Here is a 26,425-nt window from a genome sequence, read left to right on the forward strand (position 1 = left end):
GGCGGCCTGACCTGCGGCACCGCTACGACACCGTCATCCGAGGCGGCGCCGCAGAGGGTATCGACCTGGTGCTTGGCGGTTCCGCAACTCGAACTGACATTCCTGGTACACGAGATCAGGGGGTGGCGCCCCCTTGCGGACTCCGGAATCCGCCGTGACGGCGTCGGCGCTGCCGATAGCTTGTCGCCGCCCCGATGGTGATCCACACCACACTTCGGCGATCCCTTTGCACCAGGAGTCGAGTACATGGCGATGCCCCCGACCGCAGATCGCTTCCCCGACGACACCGGCGCGGACGCGTTCGTCAGGGAGTTCCCGATGACCGTGGCCCCCGACGACCCCGCCGGACTGTCGACCAGACCGCCGCTGGTCATCCTGCGCATTCCCGAGACGGTCACCCCGGCTGACGCAGCGGGCCCGGAGTACCGCGCCCGGGTCCGCCGGGTCCTGGGCGAGCTGGAGCTGTCGCTCAAGCGGGACACCGGCGGAAAGCTGGCCCCGTACGCGCTGCTGTGGGCGGGAGATCACTCCGGCTCCGACTCGCTGGCTGAGACGGCGGGCAAGGAACTCGGCCGCGGCATTCCCCGGAACATGACTCCTGACCGCTTCCCGGACTTCGTACTGCTGCGCGAGGTCCTCACGTACATCCGGGAACGTCCGGGCACTTGGTCCGCCCCCGCACCGAAGGAACTGCGCAACCACGCCTACCGGCAGCGGACCGAACGGGGCGGCCTGCCGGCCCTCCTCTGGTCGCTCTCCGGCGGGGAGGCGCCACCGATCGCCGGGCTGCGGGGATGGCTGCTCGGCACATGGTGGCGCAGTATCACCATCACCTTCCCCCGGTGGTGCTGGGCCCGGCGGCAGACGGCACGGCTCATCCGGCCCGGCCGTCTCTCCCTCAACCGACGTGCCAGGTGGCTCGGCGCCGAGCTGGGCGTCGACAACGGTCGTGAGGGCCTGTTCGAGGTCCTGGACGGGGTGGCGGAGCGGCAGGCGCCACGGCTGGCGCTCCGCGCGGACCATCCGAACCGCGCCGAGGCGCTGGAAGCGCTCGAAAGGCTGCTGGTACGCGCGCTGCTGGAGGACCTGCGCCCACCGTCACCCGGCCGGGCGCTGCCCAAGAGCCGCCGCCGGACCGCACGTCCCGTGCTGCTGGTGGAGATCCCCCCGGAGGGTACGGACGGCTCCGAGGCGGCCGGACGTCTGGTACGTGCCCTGCAGGCCGCAACCGTCACGGTCGACCGCGCGGACGCCACCGCCCGTACGGCGAACCGGCCCGGCCCGCTCGTCATCGTGGCCGGCAGGCCGTCCGACGCCCTGCTGACCGACCTGGACGCCGAGGAGTGCGGCCTCTCCCGGGCGGCCGAGCGCATGCGGGGCAGTGGCGGCCCTCCCGTTGTGGTGAACCTTCAGGACGAGCCCTTCTCCCGGGACGGACTGCCCATTCGCCGGGTGGCCCCGAGGCTGTTCAAAGTCCGCGGGAGCACCCAGACGTCGCTCGTCACGTCCCTCGCCCTGGTGGCCGTGACCGCGCTGGCCTACGGGGTGGTCCGGATCGTGTCCCCGCTGCACGACACCTCCTGCGTCGGCGGCGATGTCGCCGTCGCCGAGCGGACCGAGCCGCTCGACCTGAAGGCCGGAGATCTGTACGAGCAGGCCTTCGAGGAGATCGAAGAGCAGAACGAGAGGGCCGTGAAGTTCGCCGAGAAGCAGAACAGGACGGTCCGTACGGTCGTGTACTTCGGCTCCGCCAAGCCGACGAACGACTCGACGACCGCCCTGTTCGACGGAAGTGTCCCGGAGCTGCGCGGTATCGCCCTGTGGCAGAGCAGACTCAACCGGGAGGCAGTCTCCAACATCAAGCGGGTCCCGCTGTACGTGGATGTGCGCTACACCGGCCCGAGGTTCGCGAACGCCGAGAAGCAGGCCGCGGAACTGGTCGAGGAGCTGAAGCAGAAACCCGGCAAGCAGCACCGGGAGATCGTCGGTGTCCTCGGATACTCCCAGAGCAGGACGGAGACCAAGAACGCTCTGACGATCCTGGGGAAGGCGGGGATCCCTGTGGTGGGCACCACCGCCAGCGCGGACGAGATGCTGGGCAGCGTCAGTTACTGGCCCTTCGCCCCGCTCAACAGCGTCGAGGCGGAGATCTCGGCGAACTTCGCGTTCAGTTCCAACATCGTGGCGCGGGCCGACGGACCGGACGGACAGCCGGGTTGCACCCCGGCCAAGCGCGCCGTCGTGGTCCACACCTCGACCGATCTGTACAGCAAGGGGCTCGCGGACAGGTTCGTCGAGAAGTTCCCGGGCACCACGGACGTCGTGGACTTCTCCCAGGACGACGACGCGCCGGCCAAGGGCGTCGGCACCATCGCAGCACCCGACGACCTCGCCGCTCACGTGTGCCAGGAACTCCAGGACCATCAGGAGGCGGTCGTCTACTGGGCGGCCCGGGCACGCGACTTCACCGCGTTCGTGCACGCCTTCGACCGGAGGGAGACCTGCGCCGCGAACGGCCTCACCGTACTGGGCGGCAACGAGCTGACCAACATGGAGCAGACCGGCGAGTACGGCGACAAGACATGGCTGCGCCTCTACCACACGGCGTACCGCCTGCCGAGCGCGGACGGCCGGGCAACCGACACGACGAGGAGGTTCGTCCAGGAGTACGACGGCTGGGTGAACGGTTCTCCGGAGAATGACCCGTGGCGGCACGACGGTCACTCCGCCATGGCCTACGACGCGTTCCGTCTGCTGTCCCAGAGCGTGGACTTCGCCGCCAAGTACAGCCTGACACCGGCCGGGGTGCAGTCCGCGCTGGGCAGCGGTGTCTCCTTCGGCTTCGAGGGCGCCACCGGGTTCATCAGCCGGTCCCAGGACGGCAACCAGCCCCCGGCGGGCAAGACGCTGGTGATCCTCCGGCAGTCGGCCGAGGGGCCGGTCGCCGTAGCCGCGTGCGGTGCCTACCAGCACGGAGAGACCTACAGCAAGCAGGGCCCGCCCTGCCCTGAGTAGACCCCTGCCCTGAGTAAACCCCTGCCCCGAGTAGACCCCTGCCCCGAGTAGACCCCTGCCCCGAGTAGACCCCAGTCCCGAGTAGACCCCAGTTCAACGCGTTGCGTGCGCGGTACCTCAACCCGCGCACGGCGCCGAGCACCTACACGCGCGGTCGCGGGTCTGCTGCGTCTTCGCTTGCTCCAGCTTCTGTCTACTTGGCCCAGATCTTGCGGTAAGCCTCGCGGTAGCCCTCGGAGTCCCAGGACAGGGCGCCGCCGCTGTTGGCCACGGTGGTGATGTGGACGGGTGCGACGTATCCGCTGGCCGGCTTGCCGGCGAAGGCGCGGTTGAACTCGTCGATGATCTGCCAGCCCTGTTCGGACAGCGGCTCGGGAACGGTGGCGGCCTGGAACTCCTTGCTGTTGATGCGCTGGAAGGCCGACGGGTCGCCGTCACCGGCCCCGATGTTGAACGGGGCGCCGGCCCCCTCCCTGCCGGCGGCGCGCAGGGCGGGGCCCGCGTGGTCGAAGTACAGGTCGTTGATGGCAGCGGAGTGGGTCCACCTGTCGCCGAAGCGGGAGGCCAGGGAGGAGACCTTCTCGACGGTGCGGATGTTCGCCTGTGGTATGGGGATGTTCTCGTAACTCAGCAGCTTGACGTCGGAGCAGGTGGCGAGTTCCGTCTTGATCAGGTCGGACTTGCGCTTGGCGAAGGGGATCGAGGCGTCGGTGAACAGGACGACGCCGGCGCGGCCGTTGGACCGGGCGATGATCCAGTCGGCGCTGATCTTCGCGACCTCCTCGACCCTTGTGGTGATGTTGCTGAACAGCTTCGGGCTCTCGCTGGGGCCGGGAGCGGCGACCGCGTGCCAGCCGATCAGCGGGATCCCGGCGGCGTCCGCCTGGTCGACCTGTTCGGTGACGGAGGCGGGGTCGAAGCCGCCGATGACGATGCCATCGGGCCCGAGGGCGAGGGCCTCGTCGAAGGCGGCCTTGATTCCGGCGGGCGTGCCCTGGCCGTTGATGGTGCGCACGCGCCAGCCGATGACGTCGGCGGCTTCCTGAACGCCCTTGGCGACGCCCGCGACACCGGGGTTGGTCAGGGTCTGGGCGATGTAGACGATGGTCCTGTCCGGAACGGCTCGCGGTCCGCTGGTCGGTCCGGCCCAGGGGGCGTTGACGTCCTCGGCCGCCTTGACGGCCCGCTTGGCCTCGGCGAGGGCGGTGGGGCAGCCGGGTCTGGACGAGCCGTCGGGGGACGCGGCGACGGATTCGCCGGTGGCGGAACCGCTCTCGCAGCCGGTGACGACGGTGATGGCGGCGGCGGTCAGGAGGGCGGTGGCCGTCACGGCCGCCTTGCGGGTGGGGTGCACGGGGTCTCCAACACAGGGCAAGAGGGGGAGGGCTGGCGGGGAGGAAGAGCTCACGGTGCGGCGACGGGTCCTGCGCGTGGCCCCGTCGGGACGGCTAGGGCCTGTGTCGGAAGTGGCGTCGTCCGCCCGGCAGGCGCCACTTCCGACACAGGCCCTGAACCCGTGTCGGGAGGGGAGGCCGCGAGACCGGCGGGCGACGATGCCGAGCGGTGGCTCGGGTGGCTTGGGGTGGCAACAGCGCTCCCGGTGGCGCGGGTGGCGCTCACCCGGTCGGTTCGCCTCAACTTTCCCGCCAGGCACCGTACATCGGTCGGCAGTGTGCGGTGCGACGAGTGCCTCCTCGGACGAAGCACCGCATTCGGCAGATGCTTCGCAAAAATTTCGTCATCGATTTTTGATGGCACAAGCTCTGTCATGTCACGGTAAACACGGTACTCTCACGCAGCGGTTCCGGACACGTGGCGCGATCCTTTCGCTCCTATCAGCGATGAAGGCGGCGAAAGTGTCACGCCCAGTGCGGGCCGATCGGCGGTCCGTTAACGACGACACCTCCGCCACCGCTCAGCACCACGTCCAAGGAGGCCCCGGGTGTCCGCGAACACAGGGAACCCGCCGCTCGCACCCGACCGGCCCAGGCATGCCCGTCGGACCCCGTGGGCCCGCCGGAAGGCGGCGACCGTCCTCGACCGGTGGCCGTTCCGGCGCAAACTCAACGTCCTGGTGATCGCGCCCATCGCGGCCGTCGGCGTACTGCTCGGCATCGGCGCCTACGGCCAGACGCAGCAGGCCCGGGCCGCGGACCGGATCGCGGACCTGGTGCGCGACAGTGAACAGGTCGCGAAGCTCATCAACGACGTACAGGCCGAACACCGGCATGCGCTCCTGCTGTCCGTGCAGTACGACGCGGCCCGCCCCGGAGCCCCCCTGCCGCCGACCGCCGACTACCGCCAGGCGCAGCGGAACACCGACGCGCAGGTCGCCGCCGTGCGTTCGGCGTTCGCCGCGGGCCTGCCGTACAAGGAGGCGCAGGCGCTCGACTACATCCGTGGCCTCGGTGTCCTGCGCGAGAGACTCGAACGGGGCTACGTCCCCGCCGCCAACATCGACCCTGCCTACGCTTCCGCGGTCGAGTACCTGATCGACGGCATCGGTCTTGACCGCTACTCCGGCACCTCGTCGTCCTCGGTCACGACACTCCTCGACGCGGTGCTGCGTGCCGACGCCGCCCACGCGGCCTTCGAGAGCGCCGTGTTCTCCGCGCAGACCCGTGACGCCAACGCCCTCACCGAGTACAGCCGCGCGGTCGGCGCCCGCAGGCTCTACGACCACCAGTCGGACCGGTTCCAGCGGATCGCCACACCGGCCCAGGTCATGAGCATGAACGGCATCGAACGCGGTGCCGAGCGGCACGGCATCGAGCCCCAGTTCGCGGAGCTCCAGATCGATCCCGGCGCCCTGCAGGCCCAGACGCCGGCCCAGCTCCGCAAGACGATCGCCAACGGAACCCTGCAGTCCGAAACCCGCCTCGGCATCACCCGGTCGCTGATCGAGCAGACCGCCTCCCAGGCCGACGCCGTGTCCGCGGACGCCTTGCGCAACGCGCTGTACCTGCTCGGCATGGCCCTGCTCGGCTTCGTCGCCTGGCTGACCTTCTGTGTCCTGGTCCGGCGCTCGGTCGTGCGCCCCTTGGCGGCCCTGACCGGCGCCGCCCAGCAGGTGGTCGACGTGGCGGGCGAGGAACTCGCCCGGGTCGCGGACGACGAGTCCGACGACAGCACCCCCCTGCGGCCGCGGCCGATCCCCGTCCCGGTCCGCGACGAGATCGGAGAACTCGCCCAGGCGTTCAACCAAGTGCAGGTCACCGCCGCCCAACTGCTGGAGCGGCAGGTACAGAGCCGCCGCAACGTCGCCGAGATGTTCGGAAACGTCGGCCGCAGAGTGAGCAATCTGACGACACGGCAGCTCACCCTGATCGACACCGTCGAGCGCGAGGAGACCGACCCCGAACTCCTGGAACGGCTCTACCGCATCGACCACATCGCCGTACGCCTCCAGCGCAACGCCGACAGCCTGATGCTGCTCGCCGGAATCCGGGAGACCGGCGTGGAGGCCCGGCCGACCGCCCTGGCCAACGTCATCCGGGCTTCGCTCGGCCAGATCGAGGGCTACCAGCGGGTGGCCCTGCGGTCCGAGACGGAGGTCACCGTCGCGCCCGACATCATCGGCGACCTGACGCTGATGCTCGCCGAACTGCTGGAGAACGCGGTCGCGTTCTCGCCCTCCCATACGACCGTCGAAGTGGTCGTCCGCCCCGGCACCGATGTCACCGAGGACGGCGGGGCGCTGATCGAGGTCATCGACCACGGACTCGGCATGAACGTGGAGCGGCTGGCCGAGGAGAACGCCCGGCTCGTCCGCCGGGAACGGCTCGACGTCGTACCGACCAAGGTGCTGGGTCTCTTCGTGGTCGGCAGCCTCGCCCGGCGCTGGGGTGTGCGCGTGACCCTGACCCGTACGCCGGGCGGCGGGGTCACCGGCACCGTCTGGATCCCCGCCGCGCTCCTGCTGACCATGAGCCCCGTGGACCCCACGCAGCCCGCGGACACGGGCCCGATCGGAACCGTGACGGCGTTCCCGGCGAGGACCGGGCAGGAGAGCGCCGCTCCCGCGCCGCCGCTCGTACCGGCATCTGTCGCCGGTGTCTGGCCACAGCGGCCGGCGGCTTCGTCGCCGCACGGCGAGTTCCCTCGCCGCACGCCGGCCCGCAACGGTGCGGAGCCGGCCACCGCGGAACGGACCCTCGCGGAGACCGGCGCAGAGCGGACCACCGCCTCTGACGAACGGCCCACCGCCTCTGACGAACCGCCCACCGCCACTGACGAACCGCCCACCGCACAGGCCCCCCGGCAGCTGCGGAGGCGGGTGCGGGGGGCCACACTCGCCATGACCACCTCACCGGCCGACCGGGGGGCGTCGGCTGTCCGGCCGCCCGCCGACGCCGAAGCCGTCCGCTCGGAACTCGACGAGTTCGAAGCCGCCGTACGCCGGGCGGAGCGGGACAGTGCCCGCGCCCTGACGGAGCCGGCACCACCGCACCACCAGGAATCCCAGAAGGAGTCGGGCAGTGACCACGTCGACAGCTGACAGCAGTTCCGAGCGGCCGGAACCGGCCGATCTTCGAGCCGCCGCGGCCGATTTCACCTGGCTGCTCGACCGGTTCGCCGCGGACACCGCCGGTGTGGTCGACGCCATCGCGGTGTCGTCCGACGGCCTGCTGATCGCCGTCTCCCGGCTGCGCGAGCAGGCCGACTCCGAGCGGCTCGCCGCGATCGTGTCCGGCCTGACGAGTCTCGCCGCGGGAGCCTCCGGCAACTACGGTCTCGGCGGTCTCAACAAGGTCATCGTCGACCTGGAGGGCGGCCATGTACTGGTATCGGCCATCGGCTGCGGCGCTGTCCTCGGAGTGGTGACCTCCAAGGAGGCGAAGCTGGGCAACATCGCCTACGAGATGACCGTCTTCGCCAACCGGGCCGGGGCCGCGCTCACCCCCCAGCTGGTGCTGGAGCTGAAGAACAGTGTCGGCGCGTCGCCGGCCGGCTGACCGTTCCGCGTCCGAGCCACGGTACCGGCACTTCGGGAAGGGATCGTGATGGCCGTCGGTGGACCACCACACGAGGCAGCAGGGGACGCCGAGGGCTCGCCGGAGCCGGGCGGCCGCGCTCCCGCGATCCGGCCGTTCCTGCTGACCGCCGGCCGGGTGTCGGGAGGCGGCGCCGCGCTGCCGATGCCGGTCGAGACCCAGGTCGTGTCGACCTCGGCCGGGCTCTCCGTCCTCCACGCGCTCACCTTCGAACACCACGACATCGTCGCGGCCTGCCGGCGGCCGCAGTCGGTGGCGGAACTGGCCGCCGGATTGCGTCTGCACCTCAACGTGGTCCGCGTGCTGGCCGAGGACCTGTGTGCCGCAGGGCATCTGACGGTCCACCGGCCGAACGCCGGGATCGCCCAGGATCTCTCCGTACTGCGAAGGGTTATCGATGGTCTCCGTGCCGTCCCGGACTCACGAGGCACACTCCGTGACACCAGTTGAACAGCCTCCGACACCGGTCAAACTGGTCATCGCCGGCGGCTTCGGGGTCGGCAAGACCACGACCGTGGGCTCGATCTCCGAGATACGACCGCTCACCACGGAGGCAGCGATCACCGAGGTCGCGGCAGGGGTGGACGATCTCACACACACTCCGGGCAAGACAACCACCACGGTCGCCATGGACTTCGGCTGCATCACCATCGACGCGACACTGAAGCTGTACCTGTTCGGCACCCCGGGCCAGGACCGGTTCGGCTTCATGTGGGACGACCTGGTGGACGGCGCCCTGGGCGGTCTGGTGATCGTGGACACCCGCCGACTGGACGACTGCTACGCGGCGGTGGACTACTTCGAGCACAAGGACATCCCCTTCGCGGTCGCCGTCAACGCGTTCGACGGGGAGGTCGAGCACGACCTCGACGAGGTGCGGTGGGCACTGGACATCGCCGAGCACGTACCGCTCGTCGTCTTCGACGCACGCAAGACAGGCTCGGTCCGCGACGCGCTGCTGGTCGTCCTGGAAGTCGCCCTCTCCCGCGCCGAAGCCGCCGCGACGACTTGATGGAGCGACCGGACGATCGCCGACGCGGCCGCCCGCCCGTCGCCCTGGTCGGGGCAGCCGGGCACGCGTGATCCGAGGCACCGGGCGACGTAGCGGATGCCGTCGGCTGCGCCGTGCCTGACCTGCGGCTACTCCGGCGGTCGAGCGGTGGTCCGGCGTGGCACGAGCGTGGGGGAGAGCCTGACCTGGACCGACGGTCGGCGACGGTCGGTGATCCGTTCCACGAGGAGACGGGCCGCGTTCCTGCCGATCTCGTGGCCTGCCTGGTCGACGCTGGTCAGTGAGATGGGGCCGAACGCGGCGAACGTGGTGTTGTCGTATCCGCCGACCGAGATGTCGCCGGGAACGGACAGGCCCGCCTCGGCGACTGCTTCCAGCACGCCCATGGCGACGATGTCCGCTCCGGCGAAGACGGCCGTGGGCCGGCGTGGGCGAGCAAGGAGTTCATGTGCGCCCCGGTAGCCGCCTTCCTGTGTGTAGCTGGTGGAGACCACGTCGATCCATTCCTCCAGCCCGTGCGCCCGCATCGCCTGCCGGTATCCGTCGGCACGGCGGGCGTTGGGCATCTCCGCGAGGCGCGTCGGGTCGGTTTCGTGGTGCTCGATGTGGGCGATCCGGCGATGCCCGAGACCGGCGAGGTGACCCACGACGAGGGCGGCGCCCTCGACGTCGTCGTCCACCACCGTGTCATGACCCGCTACCTGGACTGGATCCGGGAGCAGACCGGCGACACCTACGCCGGACAGGGCTCCCTCACCGGCGACTGGCTGGCACCGCAGAAGACCAGCGCCCAGCTCATGAGCGACGTCTACTACGGCTACGTCGCCCGGCTGATGGGACAGATGGCCCGGGCCATCGGCCGGACGGCGGACGGGGAGGCGTACGAGCGGCTCTTCGCGCGCATCAAGCAGGCGTTCATCACCAAGTACCTGAGCACCGAGGGCGGCCGCGTCACGGTCGGCTTCCTCGGCGTCAACGTCCTCGCCCCCGTCCTCACCGACGAGGGCCGCGCGGACCTGGCGTACAAACTGCTGCACCAGGACGCTCTGCCGTCCTGGCTGTACTCGGTGAAGAACGGTGCCACCACCGTCTGGGAACGCTGGAACTCCTACTCCGAGGACGACGGGTTCGGCCCGGTCAGCATGAACTCCTTCAACCACTATGCCTACGGCGCGATCATGGAGTGGATGTACGCGTACATGGCCGGCATCGCCCGCGACCCGGACAGCCCCGGTTTCAAGCGCTTCGTCCTGCGACCCCACATCGACCCCACCGGCGGCATCACACAGGTGGCGGCCTCATTCGAGTCGCCGTACGGCGAGATCAGGAGCGAGTGGGCGGTCGACGACGGAGGCAGGACCCTCATGTACGACGCGGTCGTGCCCGCGAACAGTGAGGCGACGCTGCGCCTACCGGCCGTCTCCGCCGACGCCGTCCGTGAGGGACGCACCCCGCTGGCACGAGTGGACGGTGTGCGTTTCCTCGGCCACGCGGACGGGGTGTCCACGTACCGGATGCCGTCCGGCCGGTACCACCTGACCGCCCGGCTCCACTGACCGTTTCGGGGCGGCCTGCGACATGGTCAGGCCTGTCACAACGGCGATGGCGAGAACTCCCAGTCGTCGGCGCCACCGAGGTCCGTACGGCTCATACGCCTCGGCCCGCCGTGCACCCGGCGGACCTTGGAGGCCGCGACGCCGCTGTCGACGCCCGCGGCGATGAGGGCCGCGGTCGCGGCGGCCGTCCCGTCGTCGGCCCAGATGCCGGAGTTGACGCTGTCCAGGAGCGCCAGCAGGTGTGCTTCGATGGCTCACCTACAACCACCACCGCTGCCACACCGCACTCGGCGGTCAGCCACCCATCAGCCGCGTGAACAACCCTGCGGGTCAATACACCTAGACCCTCCCCGAGCGCGGCCCGCCCGGCGAAGTGCCCGTAGACGGTACGACGCGCCACCCCGGCGGCCTCGGCGATGTCGGCCAGGCTGCTGTCGGGGCTGCGGCCCAGTTCCCGCCGGGCCGCTTCCAGGATGCGGGTGCGTGTGGTGCGCGCCTTGCGGCGGCGGGGCGGGAGTGGTGAGGGCGGGATCGGTCGGCTGGTCACATCGGGTACCTCGGCGCGTCGGGCGAAAGAGCTGGTGGAGAAGGGGCGGGCGAAGGGGGCAGTTGCGGCCCGCCTGGTCCGCCTGGCCCGCCTGGCCCGACGAGATATTTGCACATCGACGGGCAGCGAACTAGTCTGCACATCGATGGGCAATTAACTCGTCCATGTGCCCCTTAGGAGCCCCGATGCCCTGCCTTGCCACCACCCCCGTCGACAAGATGACCGGCCTGTACGCCCGGCGCTGGTGGGCCCTGCTGGTGCTCTGCCTGAGCTTGCTGATCGTGGTCATGGCGAACACATCGCTGATCGTGGCCGCCCCGGACATGACCACGGACCTGGGCCTGAGCAGCAGCGACCTGCAGTGGGTCATCGACGGCTACACCGTCCCGTATGCCGCGCTGATGCTCGTACTGGGCTCGATCGGCGACAAGTACAGCCGCCGAGGCGCCCTCATCACCGGCCTGGTGATCTTCGCGGGCGGTTCGGTCATGGGCAGCCTGGTCGAGGAGACCGGACTGGTCATCACGGCCCGCGCGATCATGGGCGTCGGCGCCGCCGTCGTCATGCCGGCCACGCTGTCCCTGCTGGTCGCGATCTTCCCCCGGGCCGAGCGCGCCAAGGCCATCACGGCCTGGTCCGCCACCTCCGGCCTGGCCATCGCCGTCGGCCCCCTGGTCGCCGGCTGGCTGCTGGAGGACCACGCCTGGGGCTCCACCTTCCTGATCAACGTCCCCATCGCGGTCGTCGCCGTCTTCGGCGCGCTGGTCCTCGTGCCGCCGTCCAAGGCGGAGGGCATGGGACGGATCGACTACGTCGGCGGCCTGCTGTCCATCGTCTCCGTCGGCTCCCTGGTGTACGCCACCATCGAGGGCCCGCACTTCGGCTGGGGCGCTGGCCCGGTCACCGCGGCCGTGGTCGCGGGCGTGGGCCTGCCGGCCTTCGTGGCCTGGGAACTGCGCCACCCGCACCCCATGCTGGACGTGCGCAAGTTCAGGCTGCGGCCGTTCAGCGGCTCCATGATCGCGGTGCTGTTCTTCTTCTTCGGCACCTTCGGCGCGATCTACTACTCCACCCAGTTCCTGCAGTTCGTCCTCGGCTACGACGCGCTGGAGACCGGCGTACGACTGCTGCCGCTGGCCGGGGCCGTGTCCGCTGGCGCTGTGGTGACCGGCCGGCTCACCCCGAAGCTGGGCGTGAAGTTCATGGTGACGGCCGGCATGGCGATCGGCACGGTGGGCGTCTTCCTGCTCACCCAGGTCGACAAGGCCTCGACGTACGGCGACTTCCTCACGCCGATGCTGCTGCTGGGCTTCGCGATCGGCCTGTCCGTGTCCCCGGCCACCGACACCATCATGGACTCCTTCCCCGAGTCCGAACTGGGCGTCGGCGGCGGCGCCAACGACACCGCGCTGGAACTCGGCGGCTCCCTCGGCATCGCGGTCCTCGGCTCACTCCTCGGCACGGCCTACCGGGACGAGCTGGCCGACCTGGTGGGCGGCCGGCTGCCGGCGGCCGCGCTGGAGACCGCCCAGGACTCGGTCGGCGGCGGCTTGGCGGTCGCGGAGCAGATCGCCAGGACTCCCTCGGCCGGGCCGCAGCAGGCCCAGGCCGTCGTGGACGCCGTCCACGAGGCCTTCGCCCACGGTGTCGCGCAGACCAGCCTGGTCGGCGGGATCATCATGGCCGCCGGCACGATGATCGTCCTGGCTGTGCTGCCCGGCCGCCGCGCAGCCACGAAGGGCCGACCGGAGGAGCCCGAGACGAAGGGCCGGTCGCAGGAGCCGGAGGCGGCCGCGGAGGAGTATTCCGAGACCCTGTAGAGCCCCTGTCCCAGGGCCTGTCCGGCGGATGGTGCCGGGCAGGCCCTCGTCAGTCGAGGTCCGGTGCGGTGTCCATGACCGCGCCGGAGGCCACGTCGTCGACCACCGCGCTCGCCCGCTTCTCCGGTACTCCGGCCGCGACGAGCATGGCGATGGCGGTGCGGGTGCCGTCGTCCCGCAGTGCCCCGGTGTTGACCTCTTCCAGCAGGGCGACCGTCATCGCCTCCAGGCCGGCGCTGAGCACGGGTGCGGGCAGGTGGGTGTGGAAGACGCCGTCGCGCTGGCCCCGCTCCAGAACGGCCGTGACCGCGTCCCGGGCCGGGGACAGGACCTCCGCCACCCGTTCCGCGCCGAGGTCGCGCCGGGCCATCCCGAGCAGCATCCGGTACCGGTCGCCCACCGGCCACATGGAGAACGTGAAGTATGCCAGCGCCCGGTCCGCCGGCTCCTCGGGCCGCGTCCCGCGTACCACCGCCTCCCGCAGCACCTCGGACGCCTCCTCGGTCAGGGCCTCCAGCAGGGCCGCGCGTCCGGGGAAGTGACCGAAGAGAGTGCGCCGTACGACACCGGCGGCCCGCGCGATCTCCTCCAGCGTGACGTCCGGATTGCGCCCGAGTTCCTGGCGGGCCGTGCTCAGGATGCGCGCCCGGTTGGACCGCGCATTGCGTCGCACCGGTTCGCGGCCCACGGGCTTGGTCACGGAGAAACCTCGATGGATCAGATGGCTCAGTACGGACAACGGCGGAACTGGGCGAACAGCAGATCCATTTTGCCACGGGAGCACACACGCGCCCGGGCGCTGACATGTTCAGGCTCAGGCCAACGAGAGGAACAGCTTCTCCAGACGGGCGCGCATCTCCTCGCGGTTCTCGCCGGGTTCGCCGTCGGTGTCCGTCAGGCACTGCTGGAGGTTGGGCGGCTTGGCGACGACCGGCCGCCCACAGTGACGTGGCGTGGATCATATGTGCGGGGATGAGTCCGGGGCAGGGGGGATTTCCGTACCCAGGCGTGACGAACCGCGCGTCGATGCGAGGATGAGGCGCCATGACAGCTGGGCGGTGTTCGCGCACGGTACGGGCCGCGGTGTTCGCGGCCGTCTGTGTGCTGCTCGCCGCCCTGGGTCACGTCATGATGTCCGGCAGCCACGTACCCGCGTGGGTGCTGTCCGCCGGCCTGGCCGTGACCGGCGCCGCGGGCTGGTGCCTGACCGGTCGTGAGCGCGGGCTGCCGCTGATCGTGGCCGTCGTGGTCGGCACCCAGACCCTTCTCCACTCGGCGTTCTCGGTCGCCCAGTCGGCGACCGTGTGGTCCGCGCCCATGGGCTCGACGCACATGGGCGGCACGGACGGCACGGACGGCACGGACTCCATGGATATGGCGCCTACAGCCCATGTGGGCACGAGCCATATGGATCCCATGGGGGACATGGCTCACTCCACGGGCGGCGGCACGACCTCGTCCGGCATGCTCGCCGCCCACCTGCTGGCCGCGCTGCTGTGCGGCCTGTGGCTGGCGTACGGCGAACGGGCCGCGTTCCGCATCCTGCGGGCCGTCGGCGGATGGCTGGCGGCGCCCCTGCGGCTGCTGCTCGCGCTGCCCGCCCCGCCGCATCCCCCGCGCCTGCGCGTGCGTCGCCGCCACTCGGATCGGGCGCCGCGCCTGCGCCTTCTCGTCCACGCGATCACCCATCGGGGTCCACCCCTGGGGACGGCTGTCGTCTGAAGACAGCTGGTAACCCGAGGCAGCCCGTACGGCGCCTCGGGCTTCGGCCGTACGCCCGTGAGAGGCGTCGTACGCCCGCGCAGGCGTCGTACGGCCGACTCCCACCCCCCACCCGGGGCCACCGATGACCCGAGAAGGACACCAGGTGATCACTCCTACCCTGCCCGCACCTGCCCACAGCCAGGACAAACGGGGATCAAGGGACTCAAAGGAATCAAGGGACTCCATAGACGCGTCGGCCACCGCCTGGGCGCTCGCCGCCCGCGCCGGTGACGCGGTCGCCGTCGAGCATTTCGTGCGCGCACTGCACCGTGACGTCCTGCGGTACGTCGCCCACCTGTGCGCCGACCCCCAGGCCGTGGACGACCTGGCACAGGACACGTTCCTGCGGGCACTCGGCAGCCTGCACCGGTTCGAGGGACGTTCCTCGGCGCGGGCCTGGCTGCTGGCCATCGCCCGCCGTTCGGTGATCGACGGCTACCGCCGTGCCGCCACCCGGCCCCGCCCGTGCGACGTGCCGGACTGGCAGCTGGCGGTCGAGCGCGCCCAGCCCCAGGGCCTGCCCGGTTTCGACGACGGCGTCGCACTGCTCGACCTGCTGGCCACGCTGCCCGACGAGCGCCGGGAGGCCTTCGTCCTCACCCAACTGCTGGGCCTGCCCTACGCGGAGGCCGCCGAGCTGAGCGACTGCCCCATCGGGACGGTCCGCTCGCGGGTGGCCCGGGCGCGGGAGACACTCGTCGACCTGCTGGCCGCGGCAGAGAAGCCGGCCGTGCTGGCGGCCTGAGTCAACGCGTCAGCCCGTTCCGGACCAGCCTGGCCGCCGTACCCGCCGTGGCCAGGCCGGCCAGGCCCGTCCCGGCCAGGGCGAGAGCCTTGGCCGGGCGCCCCGGAGGCGCCGGCCGGACGCCGGGCGCGACACCGTACGCACTGCCCAGCGCGCCGGAGCGGGCTGTGTCGGAACGGGCGCTGTCGGGCAGCGCGCAGGCCAGCAACTCCGCGAGGTGCACCGCCTCGTGTCCTCCGCTGTCGAACTCATGGATCTGCGTACGGCAGCTGAAGCCGTCCGCCAGCACCACCGTCTCCGGCGCCTCCTCCCGCAGTCGCGGCAGCAGCACCCGCTCCGCGCACGCCTCGCTGACGTCCAGGTGCCCGCGCTCGAAGCCGAAGTTCCCGGCGAGCCCGCAGCAGCCGGACTCCAGCCGCTCCACGTCGACGCCGGCGCGGTGCAGCAGCCGCTTGTCGGCCGTCCAGTCCAGCACCGCGTGCTGGTGGCAATGCACCTGGGCCACCGCCCGCGCGGAACGGTCCGGCACATGCGGGGGCTCGTAGCCGGGGGAGTGCTCCGTGAGCAGCTCGGCCAGGGTCACCGTCTGGTCACGCAGCCTGCGCACGTCACGGTCGCCGGGGAACAACTCGCCCGCGTCCGACCGGAACACGGCCGTACAGCTGGGCTCAAGGCCGACCACCAGGCCACCTTGCCGTACGTGGTCGGCGAGATGGCGCACGGTACGAGTCAACACGCGCTCGGCGACGGCCAGTTGCCCGGTGGAGATCCAGGTAAGCCCGCAGCACAGCGGCTCGTCGGGCAGGACCACCCGCCACCCCGCGTGCTCCAACAGCCGTACGGCCGCCTGCCCGACGTGCGGATGGAAGTGGTTGGTGAAGGTGTCCGGCCACAACAGGACAGTCCCCCGCGCCCCGTCGCCGTACGGCTCATGCCTGGCGAACCACTGCTGCAGCGTCTGCCCGGCGAACAGCGGCACCTCCCGGTCCTCGACGCCCGCCACCGCCACGGCCGCCCTCGACAGTGGCGGGGTGTGGGTGAGCGCGTTGACGAGCGGGCCGAGCCGCGTGCGGCCGACGGCCTGGGCGAGGGCGGGCAGCCAGCCCATGGAGACGTGGGCGCGGGGACGCCGCCAGACCCGGCCCTCGTAGTGATGGGACAGGAACTCCGCCTTGTACGTGGCCATGTCCACGTCGGCCGGACAGTCCTTCTTGCACCCCTTGCAGGCCAGGCACAGGTCGAGCGCGTCGCGCACCGCCTCCGACCGCCAGCCGTCCCGGACGGCGCTGTCGCCGTGCCCGTCGAGCATCTCGAACAGCAGCCGGGCCCGCCCGCGCGTGGAGTGCTCCTCCTCCATGGTCACCTGGTACGAGGGGCACATCACCGCGCCGCCCTTGTTGGTGTGCTGCCGGCACTTCCCCACGCCGACACACCGGTTGGCGGCCTGCGCGAAGGACCCGCCGTCGTCCGGGAAGCGGAAATGGAGATGGCGGGGGTCGTACGGCGCCCAGTCACCGCCGAGGCGAAGGTTCTCGTCCAGCCGGTACGGCGCCACGACCTTCCCGGGGTTCATCCGGTCCAGCGGGTCGAACACGGCCTTCAACCGCCCGAAGGCCTCCACGAGTCGCTCCCCGAACATCCGCGGCAGCAGCTCACCCCTGCTCTGCCCGTCGCCGTGCTCACCGGAGAACGAGCCGCCGAACTCGGCGACCAGGTCGGCCGCCCGCTCCATGAACCGACGGTAGGCGGTCACCCCGTCGGCGGAGTACAGGTCGAAGGGGATCCGGGTGTGCACGCAGCCCTGCCCGAAGTGGCCGTAGAGGCTGGGTCCGGTGTCGCTGAGGTAGCCGAACTCCTCGTACAGGCCGCGCAGCCGGCGCAGATAGTCGCCGAGCCGGTCGGGCGGGACCGCGGAGTCCTCCCAGCCCTCGAAGGTGTCGGGTCGGTGCGGGACGTGCGCGGTGGCGCCGAGGCCCGCCTCGCGGACCTGCCACAACTCCTCCTCGTGCACCGGGTCGTCGAGGAAGGCGACCTCGGGGTCGTGCTCGGACTCGTGGAGGGCGTCCAGCATCCTGTGTGCCTGGTCCTCCGCCTGCTCGATGGTGTCCGCGCCGAACTGCACCATCAAGAAGGCGCTTCCTTCGGGGAGTTCGGCGATCGCCTTGGGGTTGAGGTTCTTCAGCTGCTCGTCGCGGATCAGCTTGGAGTCGACGCCCTCCAGGGCGATCGGCTCGTACGGCAGCACCGCCGGCACCGCGTCCGCGGCCGTCTCGACGTCCGCGAACCCCAGCACCACCAGGGTGCGTTCCTCGACCACGGGCACCAGCTCCAGCTCCGCCCGCAGGACGGTGACCAGCGTGGACTCACTGCCGACCAGCAGCCCGGCGACGTCGAAGCCGTGTTCCGGCAGCAGCGAGTCGAGGTTGTAGCCGGACACCCGGCGCGGGATGTCCGGGAAGCGGCGGCGGATCTCGCCGGCGTAGGTGTCGCGCAGGGTGCGCAGCCGCCGGTACACGGTGGCGCGCAGATCGCCGTGCCGCTCGATCTCGGCGTACTCCTCGTCGCTCGTCCGGCCGCACCAGAAGCGGGTGCCGTCGTAGAGGAGCACCTCCAGGCGGGCGATGTTGTCGACGACCTTGCCGTGCGCCTGCGCGGTGGCCCCGCAGGAGTTGTTGCCGATCATGCCGCCGATGGTGCAGTTGGCGTGGGTGGCGGGCTCCGGGCCGTAGCGCAGCCCGGTCGGCGCGAGCCGCCGGTTCAGCTCGTCCAGCACGATGCCGGGCTGCACGACACAGGTGCGGGCGTCGGTGTCCACGGACTCCAGGCGGTCGCAGTACTTCGACCAGTCGATGACGACGGCGGTGTTGGTGCACTGCCCGGCCAGGCTCGTCCCGCCGCCCCGGGAGAGCACGGGCACGCCGTGCTCACGGGCCACGGCCACCGCCGCCGCGGCGGCCTCGGGCGTACGGGGGACGACCACGCCGATCGGGGTCTGCCGGAAGTCGGAGGCGTCCGTGGAGTGCGCGGCCCGGCTCCCGGCGTCGAAGCGGACCTCGCCGTCGACCCGTTCACCCAGCGCGGACTCCAGTGCTCCTACGTCGACCGGCGGTGCGGCCGGTCGCCCGGCGACGGGATCGGGCAGGTCCAGCACGCCCATGGAGCCCTCCTTCGGTCGTCGGCGCGGCGGCTGGGGCGGCCGTGCGCGAGGCGCGGGGCGACCGGGTACCCCACGGCGGTGCCGGCAACACGGGCTCCTATTCGGCGGGCTGCTCCTCCGCGACGTCCGGCATCAGCGCACGCATGGCCTCGCACTGGGCGGGGCCCATGAACCGGGTGAGCTCCCGGGCGACCGTCTCGGCCAACTGCCCGGAAGCCTCCTCCAGCAGGCGCCGGGCCTTGTCGGTGAGGTCGACCTCGACGCCCCGCTTGTCCCCGCAGACCGACCGGCGGGTGACGAGTCCGGCGTGCTGGAGGCAGGCGATCTGGTAGGTGAGCCGGGTCTTGGGACGGCTCAGGAGCTCCGCGATCCGCGTCATTCTGACGCCCCCGGGCTGCTCGGCCAGCAGGCACAGGACCAGGAACTCGTCGTGCGAGACGTCGAGCCGTTCCTTGACGACCGCGTGCAGCCGCCGCTCCACGGCCCCCGTCGCGGCCAGCATCACCATCCAGGCCCGCAACTCGGCGGGCAGCAGTCCCTCGCCCTGCACGGAGGGGCATTCGGGCAGGTCGGTGGGGTGCTCGTCGGGGTCGGCCATGGTGTCGAGTGTACCTGTCGTCCAATTTTGAACGAGTGGGTTGTTCAGATTTGGATAACAGGCTACGGTGAGGTTCTCCAAATTTGAACCATTCACATCACTGGGAACAGGGGCAGATCATGACCGTCGCCGTGGAAACCGGGACCTGGCAGCTCGACCGCACCGCATCCACCGTCGCCCTGCGGCACAAGACGATGTGGAACCTGGTCACGGTGAAGGGCACCTTCGCCACCTTCGCCGGACAGGGCGAGGTGCGGCCCGACGGTTCGGCCGTCGGCACCCTCACCCTGGACGCCGCCTCCCTGGACACCAAGAACGCCAAGCGCGACACGCACCTGCGGGGCGCCGACTTCTTCGACGCCGACAACCACCCCGAGATCACGTTCGCGGTCCGCAGCGCCGAACTCCGCGGGAGCGACGCGGTGCACGTCATCGGTCAGCTGACCGTGCGGGGCATCAGCCGCCCCCTGTCCTTCACCGCGGGCCTGCGTGACACGAGTGCCGACGCGCTCACCCTGGACGCCGAATTCAGCGTGGACCGCGAACAGTTCGGCATGGGCTGGAACCAGCTCGGCATGATCCGCGGCCTGACCACGGTCACCGCCGCGCTCCGCTTCACGCGGACGGCAGCAGCCTGATGTAGGTGCTCGACAGCGTCTGCGGCGAGGGCGTGAAGGCGCGCAGCCGGACCCGCACCCCTCGGCGCGGAAGCGTGAACGTCCCGGTGGGCGGCCGCAGTTCGTACGTCGCCGTGGCATGCGCGGGCAGGGTGGCCGGGCCCCGTACGACTGACCAGTACGGGTCCATGCCCTGGCCTCTCGTCAGCGTGAAGTGGGGCGTGAGAGCGCTGTCGCCGGTATTGGTGACCCGGAGGGTCAGCCGGGAGACGGCGGTCGGCGCCGCCCGCCCCACTGAGGCGACCGCCATGTGCAGCGGCGGCGTCCCCGTCGCCGCCAGCGAGGCGCTCGCCACGGCGGGGGAGAGCAGCAGGACGGCCGCCGCGATCCGCGCCGGACGCCGGTGCGGCCCGGACAGGGGACGCGGGCGCGGCTGCCACGCGCCCGCGAACTCCGGCAGGGGCGCGGTGACCGCCGCCGCCAGCCACAGCGGGGTCATCATCAGGTAGTAGCCGTCCTGCGAACGGGTCGCCAGATAGAAGGCGAGCCACGGCAGGACCGTCGCCGCCGGCCCCAGCCGCCGTACGAACAGCACGAACACCGCCAGCAGCCCGCCGAGCAGCAGCAGGCTCGCGTACGAGTACCAGACGAGCCGGTCGCTGCCGTTCGTGAGGTACAGCGAGACGTCCACCAGGCCCTGCCCGTGCAGCACCGCGCCCTGCGTCAGCGGCAGCGCGATGCCGTCGAGCCAGGCACCCGGCTCGCTCACGATGAAGTACGTGTTGATCAGCAGCCAGACGGTGGCGGCGACCCCGACGACCCGCAGCACCACCAGCCCCGCCGCCCGTGCCCCCAACTCCCCGCGCCGCACCGCGTAGATCCCGGCCAGCAGGAACGGCGCCAGGAACCAGGGCAGTTGCTGCGCCGCGCACGCCGCGCCCAGACAGGCGGCCTGCGCCACCCCGGCCGGACCGAGCCGCCCGCCCCGCCCGATCCGGGGCCAGCGCACCACCACCGGCACCAGCAGGGCCAGGGCCAGGATCGCCGGGTAGCCGAGCCGGCCGTACGAGGCCAGCATCCCGAAGCCGAGGCACACCATCGTCGCCGCCGGCCGCCACGGCCCGGGCAGCAGCCGCCACAGCACCACCGCGCCGACGATCAGCGCAGCCGTGCTCAGCGCCGTCGTCGGAACACCGCCGTGCCCCAGCCACAGCAGGGGCGCGGTCAGCAGCGGGGCCAGCGGGGGATAGCCGTAGGTGTAGTCGTAGCCGCCGGTCACCGTCGGGGTGAGGGCGACGGTGTGACCGAAGAGCCAGGGCCACGGCTGCCCGTAGACGGGATGCCCGGCGACCAGCTCCCGGGCGGCCTGGGCGGTGAGGTCCGCCTCGTCGGAGCCGTTGTGGTTCATGACCCACGTGCACAGGACGAGGGTCACCGCGGTCACCAGCACGCACAGGTCCACGCGCGCCAGCGAGCGCTCCCGGCGTACGACCAGGGCCAGCACCCCGCACACCAGGATCGAGGCGTAGCACACGGAGATCACCGCGGCCACGACGAGCCGATGGCTCGCCGCCTGCGCCCACACCGACCGCGTCCCGATGAAGAGACTGATGTCGGCCAGCAGGGTCAGCACGCGATGCCACTGCGCGGGAGGTTCCGGGGCGACGGACACCGCCGGCCGCATCCGCCGGCCCGGTGCCGACAGCTGGGTATCTGTCAGGAGCACGGCACTGGACGCTAATCGTGCCCGGTGAGCGGGCCGCCGACGGAGGTGAAGATTCCGGTGTGAGGGCGGTAAGAAGACATCGTTTGCGCCGAGGTGCGGCAGATGTCAGTACACGTCCCGTACGTAACGCTTCGCCGCCGCCAGCTGCTTCACCCACGCCGACGCCTCGGCCTCCTGAAGACCGCCGTGCGCGACCGCGATGTCCCGCAGGGCCCGGTCCACGTCCTTGGCCATGCGGGAGGCGTCGCCGCAGACGTAGAAGTGGGCGCCGTCCTGGAGCCAGCGCCACAGCTCGGGGCCGTGCTCCAGCATCCGGTCCTGCACGTACACCTTGTTGCGCTGGTCGCGGGAGAACGCCGTGTCGAGGCGGGTCAGGGCGCCCGCGCCGAGCAGCCCGGTCAGCTCGTCCTCGTAGTAGAAGTCGGTGGCCCGGTGCTGTTCGCCGAAGAACAGCCAGTTGGGCGCCCGGTGACCGAGTGCGAGCCGCTCCTGGAGGAAGCCGACGAACGGCGCGACGCCCGTGCCGGGACCGACCATCACCATCGGCGTCGAGGGGTCGGCGGGCGGCCGGAAGTGCGGGGAGCGCTGCACGAACACCGGCACCTCCCGGTCCGGCTCGGCGTCGGCGAGGAAGGGCGAGCAGACCCCGCCCCGCGGCCTGCCGTACAGGTTCTCGTAGCGCACCACGGACACCGTCAGCGAGACGACGTGCGGGTCGACGAGCGGGCTGGAGGATATGGAGTACAGGCGCGGCTGGAGCTTCTTGAGAACGTCCGCCCAGTCCTGCGCACCGGCCCGCACCGGATGCTCCGCGAGCACGTCCACCGCCTGCCGCCCCCAACTCCACTTCGCGAGCCCGTCCTTGTTGTCGGGACGCAGCAGCCTGCGCAACTCGCGGTCGTCGCGGACGCGTTCGGCGACGAAGCGGAGCAGGTCCGGGGTGATCCGCGTGATGTCCAGAAGCTGGTGCAGGGCCTCGGCGAACGGGACCTCGCCGACCCCCTCCACGGACACGGTGGTCGATCCGTCGGCCCCGGTCACCGCGAGCCACTCCTCCACCAGCGCGGGCGAGTTGACCGGCCGCACTCCGAGCGCGTCCCCCGCCTCGTACGTCAGGGCGGAGCCGCTCGTGTCGAAGGTGAAACGCCTGACCTCCTTGCCCGCGCCGGGCTTGCTGAGCAGCCGGTTGCCGACGAGGCGGGCGGTCGTGGGGGCGGGCTTGGCGGACCGGGCGGGTTTCGGGGCGGCCTGCGTCGTAGTGCCCGGGCCGGCCTCCGTCTTGGTGCCCAGCGCCGTGAGCACCTGGTCCAGCCAGGCCCCGGCGTCGGTCTCGTAGTCGGGCTCGCAGTCCGTGCGCGGCGCGAGCCGCACCGCACCCAGCTCGTCCAGCCGCGCGTCGAGCCGGCGCCCGTGCCCGCAGAAGTCGTCGTACGAGGAGTCGCCGAAGGCCAGCACGGCGTAGCGGACCCCTTCCAGGCGCGGGGCCTGCTGCCCGGCGAGCGCCTCCCAGAAGCCGGAGCCGTTGTCCGGCGCGTCACCGTCGCCGAAGGTGCTGGTGATCAGCAGCAGATCGGCGCCGGTGGGCAGCGTGCCCGGGTCGGTGTCGTCCATGCCGACCAGCCTCGCCCGGTGCCCGCCCACGGACAGCCGGTCGGCGACGGCACCGGCGAACTCCTCGGCGTTCCCGGTCTGCGAGGCCCACAGGATGACGACCTCACGGCCGTGCTGTCCCCGGTCCGTGGCCGGTTGTGCCGTCCGCGAGTACATCCCGGCGAGAACGCCGTTCACCCACATCGCGTGCTCGGGGCTGAAGGGCGCGTCCGGCGGAAGCACGGGGACACCGGGGGCCCCGGAGTCGATGCCCGCGAGGAAGCCGGTCAGGTAGAGGCGCTCCTGAGCCGTCAGAACCGGCGGCGGGGCGGGGTCCAGCCCGAAGGGGTTCGATCCCGGCGTGACGGCGGTCGGGACGATAACTTCCGCAGGTACGGAGGCAGGCTCCGCGATCCTCGTCAGCGACACCGCACACACCTTGAACTCCGGCTGGAACGACACCGGATCCACCGCGTCGCTCGTCACCGCGTTGACGCTCAGGTACTCGCCGAAGAGGTCGTTCCAGTGGAACGGCGCGAAACAGGCCCCCGGCCGCACCCGGTCCGTGACCACCGCCGGCAGCACCGCCCGCCCCCGCCGTGAGGCGACCTCCACCCGGTCGCCGTCGGCGATCCCCAACTCCCGCGCGTCCTCGGGATGCACCTCCACGAACGGCCCGGAGTTCAGCTTGTTGAGCTTGGCGACCTTCCCCGTCTTCGTCAGCGTGTGCCACTGGTGCTGCACCCGCCCGGTGTTCAGTACGAAGGGATAGTCGTCGTCCGGCATCTCCGCGGCCGGCATGTGCGGCCGCGCGTGGAAGACGGCCCGCCCGCTCGCTGTGGGGAACCGGAGCTCACCGCCCCCCACGTACCGGATCGGATTGCGGTCCGGTCCGTCCTCCGACTCGGCCGGCCACTGCACGGGCGTCGAGCGCAGCCGCTCGTACGTCACCCCGCGCAGATCCCACTCCGTGACGGGGTTGAAGAAGCGCCGGATCTCCTCGAAGACCTGCTCGGCACTGTCGTAGGAGAACCCCTTCTCGTACCCCATCTCCCGCGCCACGGCCGCGATGATCCGCCAGTCCGCCATCGCCTCCCCGGGCGGGTCGGACACGGGACGGGTCAGCGTGAGAGTGCGCTCGCTGTTGACGAAGACACCCTCCGCCTCGGTCCACATCGCGCCGGGCAGGACCACGTCGGCGTACGCGTTGGTCTCGGTCTCGCCGAAGACGTCCTGCGTGACGACGAACTCGGCGGCCTCCAGGCCCTCGATGACGGTACGGCGGCCCGCGACCGAGGCGACCGGGTTGGTGCAGATGATCCAGCAGGCCTTGATCTCCCCGTCGGCCATCTTCTGGAACATCTCGACGGTGCCCTTGCCGACGCCGTCCTTCCGCAGGGTGCCGGGCGGCAGCTCCCACACGTCCTCGGCGAACGCCCGCTCCTCGTCGACGAGCACCGACCGCTGGCCGGGCAGCCCCGGTCCCATGTAGCCCATCTCACGGCCGCCCATGGCGTTCGGCTGGCCGGTGAGGGAGAAGGGCCCGCTGCCCGGACGGCAGATGGCGCCGGTGGCGAGATGCAGGTTGACCAGGGCGTTGGTGTTCCAGGTGCCGTGCGTCGACTGGTTGAGCCCCATGGTCCAGCAGCTCATCCACTCACCGGCCTCGCCGATCAGCCGCGCCGCCTCCCGGATGTCGTCCTCGGCGAGCCCGGTGATCTCCGCGACGGCGTCCGGCGCATAGTCGGCCAGGAACTCGGCCATCGCCTCCCAGCCCTCGGTGTGTGCGGCGATGAAGGCGGGGTCTGTGTGCCCGTTCTCGACCAGCAGATGCAGCAGACCGTTGAGGAAGGCGAGGTCGGTACCGGGCTTGACCTGCAGAAAAAGGTCGGCCTTCGCGGCCGTGGCCGTGCGCCGCGGGTCGACGACGATCAGCTTCGCGCCCGCCTTGACCCGCTCCATCATCCGCAGGTACAGGATCGGATGGCAGTCGGCCATGTTCGACCCGATGACGAGGAAGAGGTCCGCCCGGTCGAAGTCCTCGTACGACCCCGGCGGTCCGTCGGCGCCCAGCGACGACTTGTATCCGGCGCCCGCGCTCGCCATGCACAGCCGCGAGTTCGACTCGATCTGGTTGGTCCGTACGAACCCCTTGGCCAGCTTGTTCGCCAGGTACTGCGCCTCCAGGCTCATCTGCCCGGAGACATAGAAGGCGACCGCGTCCGGCCCGTGCTCGTCGATGATCGTGCGCAGCCGCCGCGCGGTCTCGGCGATCGCGTCGGCCACGGGCGCGGGCACGGGCTCCTCGCCCCGGTCGTCCCGCACGAGCGCGCCGGACAGCCGACCGGGCGCGGCGAGCATCTCGGCCGTGGTCGCTCCCTTGGTGCACAGCCGGCCGGCGTTCGCCGGGTGCGCCTTGTCGCCGGACGCCTTCAGGACCGTACGCCGTCCGTCCGGCCCCATCCCGACGTCGAGCACCATGCCGCAGCCCACACCGCAGTACGAGCAGACCGTGCGCACCTGCCGCGTCTGTGGGGTCGTCGTCATGCCGTCGACGGTACGAATTGCCCGTTACGCCTGTGTGACACGGCTTGATCATCAGGGGTTACGCCCGCTGCACAGCCGTCGCGTGACGGGTGTGAGGGCCTGTGCGCTGGGCGTATTGGGTGGCTGTCACGGCGATGCAGGGGCGATGTGAGGTGCGTCGCGATCGCGGAGCGTGTCGCTGATAGGCCGAACAGGTGACCTTGCGTAAGAATTGCCCGATGCAGACAGCAGTGCGAGCCAAGGACGGAGCGTGCCGGTGAACAGCCACGATGTCACCGACGAACAGTGGGAGGGGCTCGCCCAGGTCGTGCCGCTGCGGGGCCGGGACGCCTGGCCGTCCGCAGTCGACCACCGGTCCATACCGGAGGCCGAGACCGAGGCCCGGCGCCGCTTCGTCGTCCTGCGCGTCCAGGTGTTCGCGGACGCCCGCGAGGTCGCCGAGACGCTGATGGCGGGCGTCCCCGTGCTGCTCGACCTGACCAGCGCGGAGACCGAGGTCGCCAAGCGGATCCTGGACTTCAGCACGGGCGTCGTCTTCGGCCTGGCGAGCGGGATGCACCGCGTCGAGCGCAATGTGTTCCTTCTCACCCCGGCCGGAACCGAGGTGACCGGGCTGATGGAGGGAGCGGGGGTTCCCGGAGCGTGAGCCGTCAGCGTGCCGGGCGTGCCGGGCGTGCCGGGCGTGCCGGGCGTGCCGGGCGTGCCGGGCGTGCCGGGCGGGGCCGGTCGCGAGGCGG

General features: G+C 71.2%; 17 protein-coding genes and 3 pseudogenes. 11 read left to right on the forward strand and 9 right to left on the reverse strand.

The features are described 5' to 3' along the window. The first annotated feature begins 246 nt into the window (after nt 1-246). Nucleotides 247-3,015 carry a branched-chain amino acid ABC transporter substrate-binding protein gene (locus tag CLM62_RS17940; RefSeq protein ID WP_095750880.1) on the forward strand — a complete coding sequence of 923 codons (2,769 nt, stop codon included), beginning with the start codon at nt 247-249 and terminating at the stop codon, nt 3,013-3,015. A 193-nt stretch (nt 3,016-3,208) separates the two neighbouring features. Here the strand turns inward: CLM62_RS17940 and CLM62_RS17945 are convergent, their stop codons facing one another. Beyond that, the gene (locus CLM62_RS17945; protein WP_095750881.1) at nt 3,209-4,369 is read right to left on the reverse strand and encodes a substrate-binding domain-containing protein; all 1,161 of its coding nucleotides are present in this window, start codon (nt 4,367-4,369) and stop codon (nt 3,209-3,211) included. Nucleotides 4,370-4,957: 588 nt separating this feature from the next. Between CLM62_RS17945 and CLM62_RS17950 the strand changes: the two genes are divergently transcribed. The 4 genes from CLM62_RS17950 to CLM62_RS17965 are packed head-to-tail and all read left to right on the forward strand — an operon-like array spanning nt 4,958 to nt 9,021. Continuing rightward, entirely contained in the window at nt 4,958-7,513 is a 2,556-nt protein-coding gene (locus CLM62_RS17950) for an ATP-binding protein (protein WP_373559152.1), read from the forward strand. Next, nucleotides 7,494-7,970, forward strand: a complete 477-nt coding sequence (locus CLM62_RS17955; RefSeq protein WP_095750882.1) for a roadblock/LC7 domain-containing protein — start codon at nt 7,494-7,496, stop codon at nt 7,968-7,970. The genes CLM62_RS17950 and CLM62_RS17955 overlap by 20 nt, the downstream gene beginning before the upstream one ends. A 48-nt stretch (nt 7,971-8,018) precedes the next feature. After that, nucleotides 8,019-8,459, forward strand: coding sequence for a DUF742 domain-containing protein (locus CLM62_RS17960; protein ID WP_095750910.1), 441 nt, complete (start codon nt 8,019-8,021; stop codon nt 8,457-8,459). Continuing rightward, nucleotides 8,407-9,021 carry an ATP/GTP-binding protein gene (locus CLM62_RS17965; RefSeq protein ID WP_095750883.1) on the forward strand — a complete coding sequence of 205 codons (615 nt, stop codon included), beginning with the start codon at nt 8,407-8,409 and terminating at the stop codon, nt 9,019-9,021. The genes CLM62_RS17960 and CLM62_RS17965 overlap by 53 nt, the downstream gene beginning before the upstream one ends. Before the next feature lie 128 nt (nt 9,022-9,149). On the opposite strand, the gene CLM62_RS17970 is transcribed toward CLM62_RS17965, so the two are convergent. Then, nucleotides 9,150-9,701, reverse strand: coding sequence for a substrate-binding domain-containing protein (locus CLM62_RS17970; protein ID WP_257003900.1), 552 nt, complete (start codon nt 9,699-9,701; stop codon nt 9,150-9,152). Nucleotides 9,702-9,710: 9 nt separating this feature from the next. Between CLM62_RS17970 and CLM62_RS17975 the strand changes: the two are divergent. Next, nucleotides 9,711-10,577, forward strand: a pseudogene (locus CLM62_RS17975) (alpha-L-rhamnosidase C-terminal domain-containing protein); the annotation flags it as partial. Nucleotides 10,578-10,986: 409 nt separating this feature from the next. Here the strand turns inward: CLM62_RS17975 and CLM62_RS52690 are convergent. Further along, nucleotides 10,987-11,265, reverse strand: a pseudogene (locus CLM62_RS52690) (hypothetical protein); the annotation flags it as partial. Between the two features lie 44 nt (nt 11,266-11,309). Between CLM62_RS52690 and CLM62_RS17985 the strand changes: the two are divergent. After that, nucleotides 11,310-12,944, forward strand: a complete 1,635-nt coding sequence (locus tag CLM62_RS17985) for an MFS transporter (RefSeq protein WP_095750884.1) — start codon at nt 11,310-11,312, stop codon at nt 12,942-12,944. Between the two features lie 49 nt (nt 12,945-12,993). On the opposite strand, the gene CLM62_RS17990 is transcribed toward CLM62_RS17985, so the two are convergent. Together CLM62_RS17990 and CLM62_RS51570 are read right to left on the reverse strand one after the other, a co-directional pair. Continuing rightward, nucleotides 12,994-13,644 carry a TetR/AcrR family transcriptional regulator gene (locus CLM62_RS17990; RefSeq protein WP_095750885.1) on the reverse strand — a complete coding sequence of 217 codons (651 nt, stop codon included), beginning with the start codon at nt 13,642-13,644 and terminating at the stop codon, nt 12,994-12,996. Between the two features lie 114 nt (nt 13,645-13,758). After that, nucleotides 13,759-13,854, reverse strand: a pseudogene (locus CLM62_RS51570) (transcriptional regulator); the annotation flags it as partial. A 134-nt stretch (nt 13,855-13,988) separates the two neighbouring features. Between CLM62_RS51570 and CLM62_RS17995 the strand changes: the two are divergent. After that, nucleotides 13,989-14,666, forward strand: coding sequence for a hypothetical protein (locus CLM62_RS17995; protein WP_095750886.1), 678 nt, complete (start codon nt 13,989-13,991; stop codon nt 14,664-14,666). A 145-nt stretch (nt 14,667-14,811) separates the two neighbouring features. Further along, complete coding sequence (locus tag CLM62_RS18000; protein WP_257003901.1) at nt 14,812-15,453, forward strand: sigma-70 family RNA polymerase sigma factor; 642 nt, start codon at nt 14,812-14,814, stop codon at nt 15,451-15,453. A gap of 1 nt (nt 15,454) precedes the next feature. On the opposite strand, the gene CLM62_RS18005 is transcribed toward CLM62_RS18000, so the two are convergent. After that, complete coding sequence (locus tag CLM62_RS18005; protein WP_095750888.1) at nt 15,455-18,610, reverse strand: FAD-binding and (Fe-S)-binding domain-containing protein; 3,156 nt, start codon at nt 18,608-18,610, stop codon at nt 15,455-15,457. 97 nt (nt 18,611-18,707) lie between these two features. Continuing rightward, nucleotides 18,708-19,208: a MarR family winged helix-turn-helix transcriptional regulator gene (locus CLM62_RS18010; RefSeq protein ID WP_095750889.1), complete on the reverse strand. Its 501-nt coding sequence runs from the start codon at nt 19,206-19,208 to the stop codon at nt 18,708-18,710. A 119-nt stretch (nt 19,209-19,327) separates the two neighbouring features. Here CLM62_RS18010 and CLM62_RS18015 point away from each other — a divergent pair, with 119 nt between their 5' ends. Beyond that, nucleotides 19,328-19,846 (forward strand): YceI family protein, encoded by a 519-nt coding sequence (locus tag CLM62_RS18015; protein ID WP_095750890.1) that lies wholly within the window; start codon nt 19,328-19,330, stop codon nt 19,844-19,846. On the opposite strand, the gene CLM62_RS18020 is transcribed toward CLM62_RS18015, so the two are convergent. Continuing rightward, nucleotides 19,824-21,509 (reverse strand): hypothetical protein, encoded by a 1,686-nt coding sequence (locus tag CLM62_RS18020; RefSeq protein WP_095750891.1) that lies wholly within the window; start codon nt 21,507-21,509, stop codon nt 19,824-19,826. The genes CLM62_RS18015 and CLM62_RS18020 overlap by 23 nt on opposite strands. A gap of 147 nt (nt 21,510-21,656) precedes the next feature. Then, the gene (locus tag CLM62_RS18025; protein ID WP_095750892.1) at nt 21,657-25,688 is read right to left on the reverse strand and encodes a bifunctional nitrate reductase/sulfite reductase flavoprotein subunit alpha; all 4,032 of its coding nucleotides are present in this window, start codon (nt 25,686-25,688) and stop codon (nt 21,657-21,659) included. 250 nt (nt 25,689-25,938) lie between these two features. On the opposite strand from CLM62_RS18025, the gene CLM62_RS18030 reads away from it, so the two are divergent. Beyond that, nucleotides 25,939-26,334 carry a cell division protein SepF gene (locus CLM62_RS18030; RefSeq protein WP_095750893.1) on the forward strand — a complete coding sequence of 132 codons (396 nt, stop codon included), beginning with the start codon at nt 25,939-25,941 and terminating at the stop codon, nt 26,332-26,334. Nucleotides 26,335-26,425: the final 91 nt, after the last annotated feature.

The organism is Streptomyces sp. SA15, assembly GCF_002291145.1.
Lineage (GTDB): Bacteria > Actinomycetota > Actinomycetes > Streptomycetales > Streptomycetaceae > Streptomyces.